The sequence below is a fragment of the Ralstonia sp. 22086 genome, from assembly GCF_052045975.1.
GTDB classification, from domain to species: domain Bacteria; phylum Pseudomonadota; class Gammaproteobacteria; order Burkholderiales; family Burkholderiaceae; genus Ralstonia; species Ralstonia wenshanensis.
On the sequence record NZ_JBQEPZ010000001.1, the window covers coordinates 1,674,032 to 1,688,072 of the forward strand.

14 protein-coding genes are annotated in these 14,041 nt (G+C 63.5%); 12 read left to right on the forward strand and 2 right to left on the reverse strand.

The window, feature by feature from the left end:
- The first annotated feature begins 11 nt into the window (after positions 1 to 11).
- The 4 genes from ACTJK6_RS07895 to ACTJK6_RS07910 all read left to right on the forward strand — a co-directional run bounded on the left by ACTJK6_RS07895 (position 12) and on the right by ACTJK6_RS07910 (position 3,302).
- Entirely contained in the window at positions 12 to 722 is a 711-nt protein-coding gene (locus ACTJK6_RS07895) for an SPOR domain-containing protein (protein WP_232041749.1), read from the forward strand.
- A gap of 161 nt (positions 723 to 883) precedes the next feature.
- Positions 884 to 1,540: a thiol:disulfide interchange protein DsbA/DsbL gene (locus ACTJK6_RS07900; protein WP_232041748.1), complete on the forward strand. Its 657-nt coding sequence runs from the start codon at positions 884 to 886 to the stop codon at positions 1,538 to 1,540.
- Between the two features lie 119 nt (positions 1,541 to 1,659).
- Positions 1,660 to 2,460 carry an SDR family oxidoreductase gene (locus ACTJK6_RS07905; RefSeq protein ID WP_232041747.1) on the forward strand — a complete coding sequence of 267 codons (801 nt, stop codon included), beginning with the start codon at positions 1,660 to 1,662 and terminating at the stop codon, positions 2,458 to 2,460.
- Positions 2,457 to 3,302, forward strand: coding sequence for a helical backbone metal receptor (locus ACTJK6_RS07910; RefSeq protein ID WP_343620183.1), 846 nt, complete (start codon positions 2,457 to 2,459; stop codon positions 3,300 to 3,302). The genes ACTJK6_RS07905 and ACTJK6_RS07910 overlap by 4 nt, the downstream gene beginning before the upstream one ends.
- Positions 3,303 to 3,374: 72 nt before the next feature.
- On the opposite strand, the gene ACTJK6_RS07915 is transcribed toward ACTJK6_RS07910, so the two are convergent.
- Positions 3,375 to 3,761, reverse strand: a complete 387-nt coding sequence (locus ACTJK6_RS07915; RefSeq protein WP_322017180.1) for an antibiotic biosynthesis monooxygenase family protein — start codon at positions 3,759 to 3,761, stop codon at positions 3,375 to 3,377.
- Between the two features lie 34 nt (positions 3,762 to 3,795).
- Complete coding sequence (locus ACTJK6_RS07920; protein ID WP_440475532.1) at positions 3,796 to 4,875, reverse strand: MBL fold metallo-hydrolase; 1,080 nt, start codon at positions 4,873 to 4,875, stop codon at positions 3,796 to 3,798.
- Between the two features lie 185 nt (positions 4,876 to 5,060).
- Between ACTJK6_RS07920 and ACTJK6_RS07925 the strand changes: the two genes are divergently transcribed.
- From ACTJK6_RS07925 to ACTJK6_RS07960, 8 genes are all read left to right on the forward strand, one after another.
- Positions 5,061 to 5,558 (forward strand): MerR family transcriptional regulator, encoded by a 498-nt coding sequence (locus ACTJK6_RS07925; protein ID WP_414560092.1) that lies wholly within the window; start codon positions 5,061 to 5,063, stop codon positions 5,556 to 5,558.
- Between the two features lie 176 nt (positions 5,559 to 5,734).
- Positions 5,735 to 6,916, forward strand: coding sequence for an isovaleryl-CoA dehydrogenase (locus tag ACTJK6_RS07930; protein WP_004633702.1), 1,182 nt, complete (start codon positions 5,735 to 5,737; stop codon positions 6,914 to 6,916).
- Positions 6,917 to 7,075: 159 nt separating this feature from the next.
- Positions 7,076 to 8,914, forward strand: a complete 1,839-nt coding sequence (gene aceK, locus ACTJK6_RS07935) for a bifunctional isocitrate dehydrogenase kinase/phosphatase (protein ID WP_316868192.1) — start codon at positions 7,076 to 7,078, stop codon at positions 8,912 to 8,914.
- A gap of 22 nt (positions 8,915 to 8,936) precedes the next feature.
- Positions 8,937 to 9,617 carry a carbonate dehydratase gene (can, locus tag ACTJK6_RS07940; protein ID WP_232041741.1) on the forward strand — a complete coding sequence of 227 codons (681 nt, stop codon included), beginning with the start codon at positions 8,937 to 8,939 and terminating at the stop codon, positions 9,615 to 9,617.
- Positions 9,618 to 10,291: 674 nt separating this feature from the next.
- Positions 10,292 to 11,473: an acetyl-CoA C-acetyltransferase gene (locus tag ACTJK6_RS07945; RefSeq protein ID WP_232043083.1), complete on the forward strand. Its 1,182-nt coding sequence runs from the start codon at positions 10,292 to 10,294 to the stop codon at positions 11,471 to 11,473.
- A gap of 9 nt (positions 11,474 to 11,482) precedes the next feature.
- Entirely contained in the window at positions 11,483 to 12,196 is a 714-nt protein-coding gene (locus ACTJK6_RS07950; protein ID WP_440838655.1) for an SDR family oxidoreductase, read from the forward strand.
- Positions 12,197 to 12,206: 10 nt separating this feature from the next.
- The gene (locus ACTJK6_RS07955; RefSeq protein WP_440838656.1) at positions 12,207 to 13,337 is read left to right on the forward strand and encodes an acyl-CoA dehydrogenase family protein; all 1,131 of its coding nucleotides are present in this window, start codon (positions 12,207 to 12,209) and stop codon (positions 13,335 to 13,337) included.
- Between the two features lie 40 nt (positions 13,338 to 13,377).
- Positions 13,378 to 13,983: a 2-hydroxychromene-2-carboxylate isomerase gene (locus ACTJK6_RS07960; protein ID WP_045202366.1), complete on the forward strand. Its 606-nt coding sequence runs from the start codon at positions 13,378 to 13,380 to the stop codon at positions 13,981 to 13,983.
- Positions 13,984 to 14,041: the final 58 nt, after the last annotated feature.

Sequence of the window (14,041 nt, forward strand, 5' to 3'; positions counted from 1 at the left end):
GAAGGATCGACATGGCACGCAATACGCAATCTTCCCGTGCCCGCTCGCAACGGGGCGGCACGTTTCTGGGTCTGGTGCTGGGCTTGATCGTCGGTTTGGCGATCGCCGTGGTGGTGGCGGTGTACATCACCAAGGCCCCGGTACCGTTCGTGTCGCGTGGCGGCGCGCAACCCAAGCCGAGCGAAGCGGGCAACGTGGTCAACACGCTTCCGGCGCCGGTGCAACCCGCGCCGCAGGCCAGCGCCCCGCAGGCGGCGGATCCGAACGCGCCGCTGTGGAGCCGCGTGCCGGCCAAGCCGGTCGATCAGACCGCCGAGCAGAACAACCCGCCGCCGGGCATCACCATTCACCCGGCCCAGCCGGGCTCGACCCCGCAGGTGGCAAGCGCACCGGGCGCCAAGCCGCCCAAGCCGCCGGTCACCGCCTCCAACGAGAAGCCGGTGACGGACCCGATTGCCGAGATTGCTCGCCAGGATGCCGCCAAGACCGGCTATTTCCTACAAGTTGGCGCTTACAAATCCGCCGAAGACGCTGAGCGCCAGAAGGGCAACCTGGCCATGCAAGGCTTTGAAGCCAAGGTGACGCAGCGCGAGGTGAACGGCGCCACGATGTATCGCGTGCGCCTGGGGCCGTTCAACTCGCTCGACGAGATGACCGCCGTGCGCAGCCGCCTGCAATCGACGGGCGTGGAATCGTCGGTCATCCGCTTCGCCCGCCAGTAACGTGAAGTCTGTGCAGCCCGCTTTGAACCCCGCGGGCTGTGATCGGTCAGAAACCTGAGATTCAGTTACGCTGACAGCCGCGTCGAGCGGTTCCGCACGCGAATTCGCTGGTTTTTCCGTTGCTTTGTCCAGTTCGTCGTCTAATCCGTCGTCCATTCACCATGAAAAAACTCGCTGCTTTCCTGATCGCCCTCGCTACCGGCGCCGGCCTCCTGATGACCGCACCGGCCAACGCCGCGCCGACCGCCGGCAAGGAATACAAAGTGCTGCAAACGCCGCAGCCCGTGCCCGCAGGCAAGATCGAAGTGACGGAGTTCTTCTGGTACGGCTGCCCGCACTGCTACGACTTTGAAAATACCTGGACGGCGTGGGTCGCCAAGCAAGGCAAGGACGTGGTGATCAAGCGCGTGCCCGTGGCTTTCAATGCCAAGCTGGAGCCGCATACCCGCATCTATTACACGCTGGAAGCGCTGGGCAAGCTCGACGCCAAGGACGCCAGCGGCAAGACGCTGCATGACCGCGTGTTCGACCAGCTGCACAAAAACTACCGCTCGATGTCCGAGCTGGACGACATCGCCAAGTTCATGGCCGCCAACGGCGTCGATGAGAAGCAATTCCGCGACACCTACAACTCGTTCAGTGTGAACGCCAATACCAAACGCGCTGCGCAACTGGCCGATCAGTACAAGATCGAAGGCGTGCCGACCGTGGTCGTGCAGGGCAAGTACACCACCTCGCCGGCAGATGCAGGCAGCAACGTGGGCGCGGCCCAAACGCTCGACTATCTCGTCGACCAGGTGCGCAACCGCAAGATGTGACGGGTTGCCGCGTTTCCGGGCCTCTGCCCGGGCGTGACACCGCCATCGACGCCCGCCCCTGTGCGGGCGTTTTTTGTGCGTCGGCCTTCTTCACATCTTCACACCAACAGGACATCGACATGAGCGAGATCGTCTTCATCACGGGCGCTTCCAGCGGGATCGGGCAGGCACTGGCACGGCAGTACGCAGCGCAGGGCGCCAAGATCGGGCTGGTCGCACGGCGGGTCGACGCGCTCCATGCGTTTGTGCAGACGCTGCCCGCCGGTCTCCAGGGCCGCTGCCATTGCTACGCGGCCGACGTGCGCAGCGCCGATTCAATGCGCGACGTGGCCAACGCCTTTATCGCCACAGTGGGGCTGCCCGATGTCGTGATCGCCAACGCCGGCATTTCGGTCGGCACGGACTTGCGCGAACCCGGCGACCTGAAAGCCTTTGCCGCCGTGATGGACACCAACTGGATGGGCGTGCTCAACACGTTCCAGCCATTCGTCACGCCGATGCTGGCACGGGCCAAGCCTGGGCAGCCTGGCGGGACGCTGGTCGGCATTGCCAGCGTTGCCGGCGTGCGCGGGCTGCCGGGTGCTGCCGCGTACAGCGCGTCCAAATCGGCGGTGATCAAGCTGATGGAGAGCCTGCGCGTGGAGTTCCGCCCGCTTGGCCTGCGCGTGGTGACGATCGCCCCCGGCTACATCCAGACGCCGATGACCGAACACAATCCGTATCCGATGCCCTTCCTGATGCCGGTGGACCGCTTTGCACAGAAGGCCGTGAATGCGATCCATCGCGGCGTGCGCTTCACGGTGCTGCCATGGCAGATGGGCATCGTCGCCAAGCTGCTGCACGTGCTGCCGCGCGTGCTCTATGACTTTGCGTTTGCGCGCGCCGGGCGCAAACCCCGCAACCCCGAGATTTCGTCATGACTTACACTGATGCGGCTGGCATCGCGCACGCGCCCGTCGACACCACACCGCGTATCGCCAGCCTGGTCCCTTCGATTACCGATCTGCTGTTCTCGCTCGATCTGGGCGATCAGCTCGTCGCCCGCACCGGCTTCTGCATCCACCCACGCGAAGCGGTGCGCAACGTACCGAAGGTGGGCGGCACCAAGACCGTCAAACTCGACAAGCTGCGCGAGCTGGCCCCCACACACGTGATCGTCAACATTGACGAGAACACACGCCCGACCGTCGACAAGCTGCGCGAGTTCATCCCACACATCATCGTCACGCATCCTTGTTCGCCGGAAGACAACCTCGCGCTATACCAGCTGCTGGGCGGTATCTTTCGCCGCGAAGCGCAGGCGCAGACGTTGTCGGATGCGCTCACGCAGGAGCTGGAGGCGCTGCGCAGCCGCCACTTCCTGCCGCACCGCGTGCTGTATGCCATCTGGCAAGACCCGTGGATGACGGTGTCGCGCGATACGTACATCTCGCGCATGCTCAAGCTCGTCAACTGCCATACATGGCCCGACGACCCGGCGCCCGTGCAATGTGGCACCGACAAAAGCGGTGATTGCGCCCGTCCCAACCGGCCCGACACGCGCTACCCGACGTTCCGCTGGAGCGATGAGGTGGTGCGCAACATCGACTGCGTGCTGCTCTCCACCGAGCCTTACAGCTTTACCGAAGAGCATGTCGACGCGCTGGAAAAGCAGATCGGCAAGCCGGTTTATCTCGTCGATGGCGAGATGGTGTCGTGGTACGGCAGCCGCGCAATCGAGGGTGTGCGATACCTGGGGCAATTTGCGAAGACCCTGCGTTAGGGTTGAATCATCCGGCCGCAGCCAAAAAAGAACCCGCCAGTTGGCGGGTTTTTCGTTGGCCGCAGCGACACGTTATCGCACAAACCCATAGTCGTACTCCACCTTGGCAATGCGCAGGTGGTACGACGCATACCATTGGTCACGCCCCAACTTCTGCGCGGCAAGGTGCTCACTCTGGTTCTTCCACTCGCGAATGGCCTCCAGCGACGACCAGTACGACACGGTGATGCCCGGCCGCCCCTGGTCGCCGGCCAGTTCATCACGCACGGATTCAATGCCGAGAAAGCCCGGCATGCTGCGCGCCAGTTCCACCATGCGGTCGGCCATCGCGCCGTAGCCGTTGTCGCCGTCGGTGCGGGTGGAAGCGAAGATCACGGCGTAATAGGGCGCAGTCGGCGTTTGCGCGGGAAACGGCAGGACGACGGCGCTGTCGTCGAGAACGTCATGCTGGTCAGCCATGGTCGGCTCCGGTGAAGGGCACGGGTTGTTGAGTTTATGCTGCTACGTGGAATCGAACGATACCGTCAGCGCCGGTTTCGCGCACCAGTTCGCCTTGATGCCACAACGCATGCAGGTGGGCAAGCGCCTCGCCCATCGCGAAGGTCATCTGGTGCACGTCAAACTGACGCTTGAAGATGACGTTGACGATGTCGCGTGCCGATTGCGGCGCGGCCTTGCACGCAGCCAGCGTTTCGGCCAGGCGATCCGCATGGTGGTCGCGCAGTTGCTGGATGCGCGTATGCAACCCGCGGAACGGCCGCCCGTGCGACGGGAGGATCAGCACATCCGGCGGCAGCGGCTCGTATTTGCCCAGCGAATCCAGATACAGCGTGAGCGAATCCGCCTCGGGTTCCAGATCGAACACGCTCACGTTGGTGGAAATGCGCGGCAGGACCATGTCGCCGGAAATCAGCACGTTGGCGTCTTCGCTGTAGAGCGCGACGTGCTCGGGCGCATGGCCGAAGCCTGTGATGACACGCCATGTGTGCGTACCGATGGCGACGACGTTGCCGTCCATCAGGCGGCGGTACTGGCTGGGTACGCCCGGCACGAGCGTGCTGTAGTAATCCTTGCGGTTGCGGATGCCTTCGATGGAGGTCGGGTCCGTCAAACCGTGGCGCTCGAAATGACGCGCGGCAAATTCGCCGCCGGCGTTCGACGCGCCGGTGCCGCCCACCAGCATGCGCGCGAAGGCGTAGTCGCCCAGGCTCATCCACAGGCGCACATTCCAGCGTTTTTGATCGCCGCCCTCGCACAGCCAGTTCGACAGGCCGACGTGGTCCGGGTGGCAGTGCGTGACCAGCACGCGCAGCACCGGCAGGCCGTCGAGGTGGTTCGCGAAGATCGTTTCCCAGTACCCGCGAATCGCTTCGTGGTTGATGCCGCAATCGATGATTGTCCAGCCGTCCTGCCCGTCCTGGCGATCACGCAGCAGCCACAGGTTGATGTGATCGAGCGCAAACGGCAGCGGCATGCGCAGCCAGTAGACGCCGGGGGCGACTTCAAACCGCGTGCCGCCTTCGGGAAGCGTGTCGCCAAAGGGATAGTCGAGTTGGTGTTCGAGCGCGTTCATGTGGATGGGGTCTCGGTCGCCGCCCTTGGGTGCTCCGGGGCGGTCTTTGCGATTGCGGTTTGGCGCTATTGACGCTAACGTAAACGTCAATTCGCCGCCGGTCATCCATCTTAAGCGAAAACTTAATGTCGCCGCCCGGCGTGCATGCGCCATCACACCTCTGCCGTTACTCCGTTCCTCGCCGTATGTCTGCCTCCACTCCGTCTGCCGCTGCTGCGCTCGCCGCCGATCTTGAATCGGGCGATGCCAGCGCGCTTGCCGACGCAAGCTTCACCATTACCGACCTTGCCCGCGAGTTCGACATCACGCCGCGCGCCATTCGCTTCTATGAAGACCAGGGACTGCTGGCGCCGGATCGCCAGGGCCCGGGCGGGCGTCGTCGGGTGTATTCGGCCGGCGAGCGCACGCGCCTGAAGCTGACCCTGCGCGGCAAGCGGCTCGGCCTGTCGCTGGGCGAGATCAAGGAGATCCTGGATCTGTACGAGTCGCCGCGCGATACGGTGCCGCAGCTGGAACGCTTCCTGGCGTCGCTGGCGCAGCACCGCGCGGTGCTCACGCAGCAATTGGAAGATCTGAACGCCCAACTGGCCGAGATCGACCAGCACGAGCGCCAGTGCCGCCGCTTGCTGGAAGATGCGCAGGGCGGCACGGGCAAGCCGCCCAAGCGACGCAAAGCCGCCTGATTCCGCAAATCTACGTAACGGCCGATCATTGACGTTTACGTAAACGTCAATACAATACGCAACACTTGGCAATACCCTCCCGGCACCGGTGCGTCCGCCACAAGCGGCGTGCACCGCACAGCGCCAGACCACTTACCCGAGACAACGCGGCTTGAACCGCGCCCAAGGAGACCACCATGATTGATCTGCCCGGCCTGAAATTCGACTTGGGCGAAGACATCGAGATGCTGCGCTCGGCCGTGCGCGATTGGGCGCAGGGCGAGCTGGCACCGCGTGCCGGCGAAATCGACCGCACCGACCAGTTCCCGATGGACGCGTGGCGCAAGATGGGCGAGTTGGGCGTGCTCGGCATCACGGTGGCAGAGGAGTACGGCGGTGCCAACATGGGCTACCTGGCGCACATGATCGCCATGGAAGAAATCAGCCGCGCCTCAGCGTCGGTCGGCCTGTCGTACGGCGCACACTCGAACCTGTGCGTGAACCAGATCCACCGCAACGGCACGGCGGCCCAGAAGGCCAAGTACCTGCCCAAGCTGGTTTCCGGTGAATGGGTGGGGGCGCTGGCGATGAGCGAGCCGAATGCCGGGTCGGATGTCGTCAGCATGAAGCTGCGCGCGGAACTGAAAGGCGACCGCTACGTGCTCAACGGCACCAAGATGTGGATCACCAATGGCCCCGACTGCGACGTGCTGGTCGTCTACGCCAAGACCGAGCCCGAACTGGGCGCGCGCGGCATGACGGCGTTCATCGTCGAGAAGGGCATGAAGGGTTTCTCTGTTGCGCAGAAGCTGGACAAGCTCGGCATGCGCGGCTCGCACACGGGCGAGCTGGTGTTCGAGAACGTGGAAGTGCCGGTGGAAAACATCCTCGGCCAGGAAAACGGCGGCACGAAGGTGCTGATGAGCGGGCTGGACTACGAGCGCGCGGTGCTCTCCGGCGGCCCGATCGGCATCATGCAGGCCTGCATGGACGTGGTCACGCCGTACATCCACGACCGCAAGCAGTTCGGCCAGAGCATTGGCGAGTTCCAGCTCATCCAGGGCAAGATGGCCGACATGTACACCACGCTGCAGGCCTGCCGCGCCTATCTGTACACGGTCGGCAAGAACCTCGACTCTTTGGGGCGCGACCACGTGCGCCAGGTGCGCAAGGACTGCGCCGGCGTGATCCTCTACACCGCCGAGAAGGCCACGTGGATGGCCGGCGAAGCCATCCAGATCCTGGGCGGCAACGGCTACATCAACGAATTCCCGGTCGGCCGCCTGTGGCGCGACGCCAAGCTGTACGAAATTGGCGCCGGCACGTCGGAAATCCGCCGCATGCTGATCGGCCGGGAGCTGTACGCAGAGACGATGTAACGGGCGGGATCAGGCGGGCTGGCGGCACGGGGCCATCAGCCAAACGGATAAGGAGGCGCAACGGTTTCAGGACGCGAACACGGCACCGAAGACCCTACAATCTAGGTCTGCCTGGTTTGCTGGTTTCGCCGCTTCCCTGCCCCTCCCCGCGCACACGCCATGTCCCATTTCCCAAAGCTCCTCTCGTCGCAGATCGCCTTTGACGTCGCCCGTACGATGCTCGACGGCTTCGACAAGCACTATCGCTTGTTCCGCGAGGTGAGCGTACAGGCCAAGACTGCGTTCGAGACCGGGGACTGGGCGGGCCTGCAGCAACTGCAGCGCGACCGCATCGCCTACTACGACGAACGCGTGCGCGAAGCGTCGGTCATCCTCGAAGACGAATACGACGCCGAGAACATCGACGACGAGATCTGGCGCCAGATCAAGCTGCATTTCATCGGCCTGCTGACCAACCATCACCAGCCCGAGTGCGCCGAGACTTTCTTCAACTCGGTGTGTACGCGCATCCTGCATCGCTCGTACTTCAACAACGATTTCATCTTCGTGCGCCCGGCCATCTCGACGGAATACATCGAGAACGAAGAGTCGCCCACCAAGCCGACGTACCGCGCCTATTACCCCGGCACGCGCGACGGCCTGGGCGCCTGCTTCGAGCGTATCGTGCACAACTTCCAGCTCAACGCGCCGTTTGAAGATCTGGAGCGCGACATCGGCTACATCGTGCGCGCGGTGGGCGAGCATTTCGGCGACTTCCGCATCGCACCGAATTTCCAGATCCATGTGCTGTCGTCGCTGTTCTTCCGCAACAAGGCGGCGTACATCATCGGGCGCGTGATCAACGGCGACAAGACGTTCCCGCTGGCCGTGCCAATCCTGCGCAATGCCGCGGGCCAGCTCTCGCTCGACACAGTGTTGCTGCGGCAAGAACAGTTGCTCATCCTGTTCTCGTTCACGCACTCGTATTTCATGGTGGACATGGAGATTCCGTCTGCCTACGTGACCTTCCTGCGAGACCTGATGCCGCGCAAGCCGCGCGCCGAAATCTATACCTCGCTCGGCTTGCAGAAGCAGGGCAAGAACCTGTTCTATCGCGACTTCCTGCACCACCTGCAGCATTCATCGGACAAGTTCATCATCGCGCCCGGCATCCGGGGCCTGGTGATGCTGGTGTTCACGCTGCCCTCGTACCCGTACGTGTTCAAGGTCATCAAAGATTACTTCCCGCCGCCCAAGGAAACCACGCGCGAGCTGATCAAGAGCAAGTACCAGCTTGTGAAGCGCCACGACCGCGTGGGGCGCATGGCCGATACGCTGGAGTATTCCGACGTGGCCTTCCCGCTCTCGCGCTTTGATGAAGACCTCATCAAGGAGCTGGAGAAGCACGCGCCGTCGATGGTTGAATACCAGCGCAGCGATGACGGCGGTGAGGAGATCGTCATCCGCCATGTCTACATCGAGCGCCGCATGACACCGCTGAACATCTGGCTGCACGAAGGCACCGATGCGCAGGTCGAGCACGGCATCATCGAATACGGCAACGCCATCAAGGAACTCATCGCCGCAAACATCTTCCCCGGCGACATGCTGTACAAGAACTTTGGCGTGACGCGCCACGGCCGCGTGGTCTTCTACGACTACGACGAGATCGAATACCTCACCGACTGCAACATCCGCACCGTTCCCCAGCCGCGGACCGAAGAAGAAGAAATGTCCGGCGAGGTCTGGTACAGCGTCGGCCCGCACGACATTTTTCCGGAGACGTATCGCACATTCCTGCTTGGCGACCCGCGCGTGCGCGAAGCCTTCCTCAAGCACCACGCAGACTTTTTCGAAGCCTCCATGTGGCAGGGGTACAAGGAGCGCCTGCTCTCCGGGCAGATGCACGATTTCTACGCGTATGACGCAGCCGAACGCTTCGTCAATCGCTACGGCGCGAGCGCGCCCGACAACGCAGCCCAAGACAACACGACGCTGCAGCAGCGCGCCGCCGCTTAACCCTTTAACACGACGGGAAACCATGCCACATCGCATCAAAGAGCTGTTCGAGAACAACCGGAAGTGGGTCGAGCGCGTCCACGCTGAAGACCCGGCTTTCTTCTCCAATCTGGCCAACCAGCAGAACCCGGAATACCTCTGGATCGGCTGCTCGGATTCGCGCGTGCCTGCCAACCAGATCATCGGTCTGCCGCCGGGCGAGGTGTTCGTCCACCGCAACATCGCCAACGTGGTGGTGCACTCGGACCTGAACTGCCTGTCGGTGCTGCAGTTTGCGGTGGAAGTGCTGAAGATCCGCCACATCACGGTGGTGGGCCACTACGGCTGCTCCGGTGTGAAGGCCGCCCTGACGAAGCAACGTTTCGGACTGGCCGACAACTGGATTCGTCACGTGCGTGACGTGGCCGAGCAACACGAAACGTATCTCGGTACGGTGGTCCGCGAGCAGGATCAGCATGACCGGCTTTGTGAGCTGAACGTGATCCACCAGGTGAATAACGTGTGCCTGACGACGATCGTGCAGGACGCTTGGGATCGCGGGCAGCCGCTGACCGTTCACGGTTGGATTTATGGCGTGAAGGACGGGATGTTGCGCAACCTGGGGATGGCGGCGAGCTCCAATGAGGAACTTCATGCTCAGCTTGGTGAGGCTTGGCTGAATTATGGGAAGGAAGGGAGTACGCCTAGTCCGGTGGGGTTTTAAGTTTTTGCTTTTTTGAGGGCTGGATTTGATGTTGGCGGTTCATCCCTTGTTTCATCCCCTGCCGGGGCTGACTCACTTTCTTTGTCTTGCCAAAGAAAGTAAGCAAAGAAAGGCGCGCCCGAGATGGCGAAGGATTCCTTGAATTTATGTCGCAGGGAGGGAGGGGAGGCAAACTCGCTTCGCTCAGACAGGCCTCCCCTCTTTTTCCTCTCTGCAACAGAAATTCAAGGCGCCATCTAGGGCAAGGTACGGCCACACCATCGAAGTGCAAGCTCAGTAGTGGGTACGCGGCAAGACGCAAGGTGAAGCGAGCAGAAAAGAGCAACAAACAAGAGCCTGATGGGGCCTGTGGAACGATGGTTTGGTCTTTGACGTTCCTGCCCTAGATGGCGCCTTGAATTTTTGTAAGCGGGCGGAAACAAGACGGGAAACTGTTTGAGCGCAGCGAGTTTTTCCCGTCTCCGCCCGGTTACGAAAATTCAAGGAGGGGGTCGCCATCTTGGGCGCGCCTTTCTTTGCTTACTTTCTTTGGCAAGACAAAGAAAGTGAGTCGGGCCCGGCAGGGCACGAAACGGAGATGGACCAACAAGGCCCGCCCACCAGCGAGAGACACATAAACCCTGCACCACAAGTGCAGAACCATGTCCAAAGCACAGTTCCAGGAGATTGCAGCAATGTCCGACCGCATCGTCATCGCCTCCGCCGCCCGTACCCCGATGGGCGCCTTCCAGGGCGAACTCGCCAGCCTCACTGCCCCACAACTCGGCGCCGCTGCCATCCGCGCGGCAGTCGAGCGTGCGGGCTTGAAGCCGGAACAGATTGAAGAAGTCATCATGGGCTGCGTCCTGCCTGCGGGGCAGGGGCAAGCGCCGGCACGTCAGGCCGCACTGGGCGCGGGCCTGCCGCTGTCGGTCGGCTGCACCACCGTCAACAAGATGTGTGGTTCGGGCATGCGCGCCGCCATGAATGCGTATGACGCGCTGCTCGCAGGGTCGCTGGACGTTGTGGTTGCGGGCGGCATGGAAAGCATGACCAACGCGCCGTACCTGATCCCGAAAGGCCGCGGCGGCTACCGCATCGGCCATGGCATGATCTATGACCACATGATGCTCGACGGCCTGGAAGACGCTTATGACAAGGGCCGCGCGATGGGCACCTTCGGCGAGGACTGCGCCGAGAAATACGGCTTCACGCGCGAGGCCCAGGACCACTTCGCGATGACATCCGTGCGCCGCGCGCAGGAGGCCACCGAATCCGGCGCGTTCCGTTGGGAGATCACGCCCGTCACGGTGTCGAGCAAAGCCGGCGACACCGTCATCGACACCGATGAAGGCCCGCGCCGCATCAAGGTCGACAAGATCCCCTCGCTCAAGCCCGCCTTCAAGAAAGACGGCACGGTGACGGCCGCGTCGTCTTCGTCGATCAACGATGGCGCAGCTGCGCTGGTGATGATGCGCGAGTCGACTGCCAAGCAACTCGGCATCACGCCGCTGGCGGTGATGCTGGGCCACACCACGCACGCGCAAGAGCCGAGCTGGTTCACCACGGCGCCGGTCACGGCCATCGACAAGCTGTTCAAGAAGCTCGCCTGGAACTCGGGCAACGTTGACCTGTTCGAGATCAACGAGGCGTTTGCCGTGGTGCCGATGGCGGCGATGCACGACTTGCGCATCCCGCACGAAAAAGTGAACGTGAACGGCGGCGCGTGCGCGCTGGGCCATCCGATCGGCGCGTCTGGCGCGCGCTTGATCGCGACGCTGCTGGGCGCGCTGCGACACCGCGGCGGCAAGCGCGGCGTGGCAAGCCTGTGCATCGGCGGCGGTGAAGCCACTGCTGTCGGCATCGAACTCTACTAAGGCACGCGCATGACGAACGCAACGTCGCGCCGCACGCGCACCGCGCTCATCCTGGGCGCGTCGCGCGGCATCGGCCTGGAAACGGTCAAGCAATACCGTGCGGATGGCTGGCGCGTGATTGCCACCGTGCGCACGCAAGAGGCCGCCCAGGCGCTGCAGGCTCTGGGCGCCGAGACCCACGTGCTGGACCTGACCGACGCCAACGCCGTCGCCGGCCTGGCGTGGAAGCTCGACGGCGAAGCGCTGGACGTGGCGATCTACGTGGCGGGCACCTACGGCCCGCGCACGCAGGGCGCCACGCCCGTCAGCCAGGCAGATTTCGATGCCGTGATGCACACCAACGTGTGGGCGCCGATGGGCGTGCTGCCTGCGGTGCTGCCGATGGTGGAAGCCGGACGCAATGGTGCGGACGAACCTGGCGGCGTGCTCGCCGTCATCTCCAGCCGCATGGGCAGCATTGGCGACATGACAGGCAACGGCGGCTGGCTGTATCGCGCCAGCAAGGCGGCGGTGAACGCGGTGCTGCGCGGGGTGTCGATCGACGCCAAGAACGCCACGTGCCTGACCTTCCACCCCGGCTGGGTACAGACCGACATGGGCGGCGCGGGCGCGGCCATCACGGCGCAGGAAAGCGTGGCCGGTATCCGCCGCGTGATTGCCGGCGCCGCGCGCGCTGACAACGGCGGGTTCCGCAACTACGACGGCAGCGTCATTGAATGGTGAGGCCGGAACGATGCTGCTGACCCAAGAGCAAGAAATGATTCGCGACGCCATCCGCACCTTCGTGCGCGAGGCGATCACCCCGCACGCAGCCTCATGGGACCGCGATGCAACGTTCCCGAAAGACGTGCACCGCCAACTAGGCGAACTGGGCGCCTATGGCGTGGCCGTGCCGGAAGAACTCGGGGGCGCGGGACTCGACTACCTGTCGCTGGCGTTGATCCTGGAAGAAATTGCTGCCGGCGACGGCGGCACCTCCACCGTCATCAGCGTGAACAACTGCCCCGTGTGCAGCATGCTGATGGCGTTTGCGAACGACGCGCAGAAGCAGCAGTGGCTCGTGCCGCTGGCGCGCGGCGAGATGCTCGGCGCGTTCTGCCTGACCGAGCCGCATGTCGGGTCCGACGCATCGGCGCTGCGCACCACGGCCGTGCGCGATGGCGACCACTGGGTCCTGAACGGCGTGAAGCAGTTCATCACCAGCGGCAAGCATGCCGACGTGGCGATCGTCATGGCCGTGACCGACAAGGCCGCAGGCAAGCGCGGCATCAGCGCATTCCTGGTGCCGACCAACACACCGGGCTACATCGTCGCGCGGCTGGAGGACAAGCTCGGCCAGCACTCGTCAGACACGGCGCAGATCGTGTTTGAAGATTGCCGCATCCCCGCCGATTGCCTGCTGGGCGAAGAAGGCGCGGGCTACAAGATGGCGCTGTCCGGGCTGGAAGGCGGGCGCATCGGCATTGCCGCGCAGAGCGTTGGCATGGCGCGTGCGGCCTTTGAAGCCGCGCTGGCGTATGCCAAGGAGCGCGAAAGCTTCGGCCAGCCGCTGTTCGCGCACCAGGCGGTGCAGTTCCGCCTGGCCGAGATGGCCACACGCGTGGACGTAGCACGACAGATGGTCTGGCATGCCGCCAGCCTGAAAGACGCCGGGCTGCCGTGCCTGAAAGAGGCCGCCATGGCCAAGCTCAATGCCAGCGAGATGGCCGAGCGCGTCTGCTCCGATGCCATCCAGGTCTTCGGCGGCTACGGCTACGTGAACGACTTCCCGGTGGAGCGCATCTACCGCGACGTGCGCGTGTGTCAGATCTACGAAGGCACGAGCGATATCCAGAAGATCTTGATCGCCCGCGCACTGGCGTAGGCATTTTCGGGGAAGGCGCAGCACAACAGGGGAGCACATCATGAACGGGGCCATCGATTTCTACTTCGACTTCTCATCGCCGTACGGCTACTTCGCCAGCACGCGCGTGGAAGAACTCGCGCAGCGGTACAACCGGGCGACGGCATGGCATCCGATCCTGCTGGGGGTCGTGTTCAAAACGACCGGCGGCTCCCCGCTGCCCCAGGTGCCGCTCAAGGGCGATTACGCATGGCGCGATTTCGAGCGCACGGCACGCTTCAACGGCATTGAATACCGCAAGCCGACGCACTTCCCACTGCCCACGCAATACGCGGCGCGCGCCACGCTGTGGGTACACGACCACCACGGCGGCGACCGTGCCATCGACTTTGCGCGTGCGCTTTACCGCGCGCTGTTTGTCGACGACATCAACATTGGCGAACCAGCGGAGGTGATGAAGATTGCCGACGCAATGGGTATCGACGGTGCCGCGCTCAATGCCGGCGCGAGCAGCCAGCAGATCAAGGATCAGCTCAAGGCCGAGATCGACCTGGCCATGTCGCGCGGCGTGTTCGGCTCGCCCTACGTGATCGTCGACGGCGAAGCATTCTGGGGCTTTGACCGCTTTGACCAGATTGAAGCGCTGCTGCGCGACGGACGCATATAAACGACCTCCACGAAAGCGGCGGATGTACCAGCCGCCGCCGACGAACCCCTTACTAAGA

Coding starts and splice junctions, on each gene's coding strand:
- ACTJK6_RS07895 (WP_232041749.1), top strand. CDS start 12: ATGGCACGCAATACGCAATCTTCCCGTGCCCGCTCGCAACGGGGCGGC.
- ACTJK6_RS07900 (WP_232041748.1), top strand. CDS start 884: ATGAAAAAACTCGCTGCTTTCCTGATCGCCCTCGCTACCGGCGCCGGC.
- ACTJK6_RS07905 (WP_232041747.1), top strand. CDS start 1,660: ATGAGCGAGATCGTCTTCATCACGGGCGCTTCCAGCGGGATCGGGCAG.
- ACTJK6_RS07910 (WP_343620183.1), top strand. CDS start 2,457: ATGACTTACACTGATGCGGCTGGCATCGCGCACGCGCCCGTCGACACC.
- ACTJK6_RS07915 (WP_322017180.1), bottom strand. CDS start 3,761: ATGGCTGACCAGCATGACGTTCTCGACGACAGCGCCGTCGTCCTGCCG.
- ACTJK6_RS07920 (WP_440475532.1), bottom strand. CDS start 4,875: ATGAACGCGCTCGAACACCAACTCGACTATCCCTTTGGCGACACGCTT.
- ACTJK6_RS07925 (WP_414560092.1), top strand. CDS start 5,061: ATGTCTGCCTCCACTCCGTCTGCCGCTGCTGCGCTCGCCGCCGATCTT.
- ACTJK6_RS07930 (WP_004633702.1), top strand. CDS start 5,735: ATGATTGATCTGCCCGGCCTGAAATTCGACTTGGGCGAAGACATCGAG.
- aceK (WP_316868192.1), top strand. CDS start 7,076: ATGTCCCATTTCCCAAAGCTCCTCTCGTCGCAGATCGCCTTTGACGTC.
- can (WP_232041741.1), top strand. CDS start 8,937: ATGCCACATCGCATCAAAGAGCTGTTCGAGAACAACCGGAAGTGGGTC.
- ACTJK6_RS07945 (WP_232043083.1), top strand. CDS start 10,292: ATGTCCGACCGCATCGTCATCGCCTCCGCCGCCCGTACCCCGATGGGC.
- ACTJK6_RS07950 (WP_440838655.1), top strand. CDS start 11,483: ATGACGAACGCAACGTCGCGCCGCACGCGCACCGCGCTCATCCTGGGC.
- ACTJK6_RS07955 (WP_440838656.1), top strand. CDS start 12,207: ATGCTGCTGACCCAAGAGCAAGAAATGATTCGCGACGCCATCCGCACC.
- ACTJK6_RS07960 (WP_045202366.1), top strand. CDS start 13,378: ATGAACGGGGCCATCGATTTCTACTTCGACTTCTCATCGCCGTACGGC.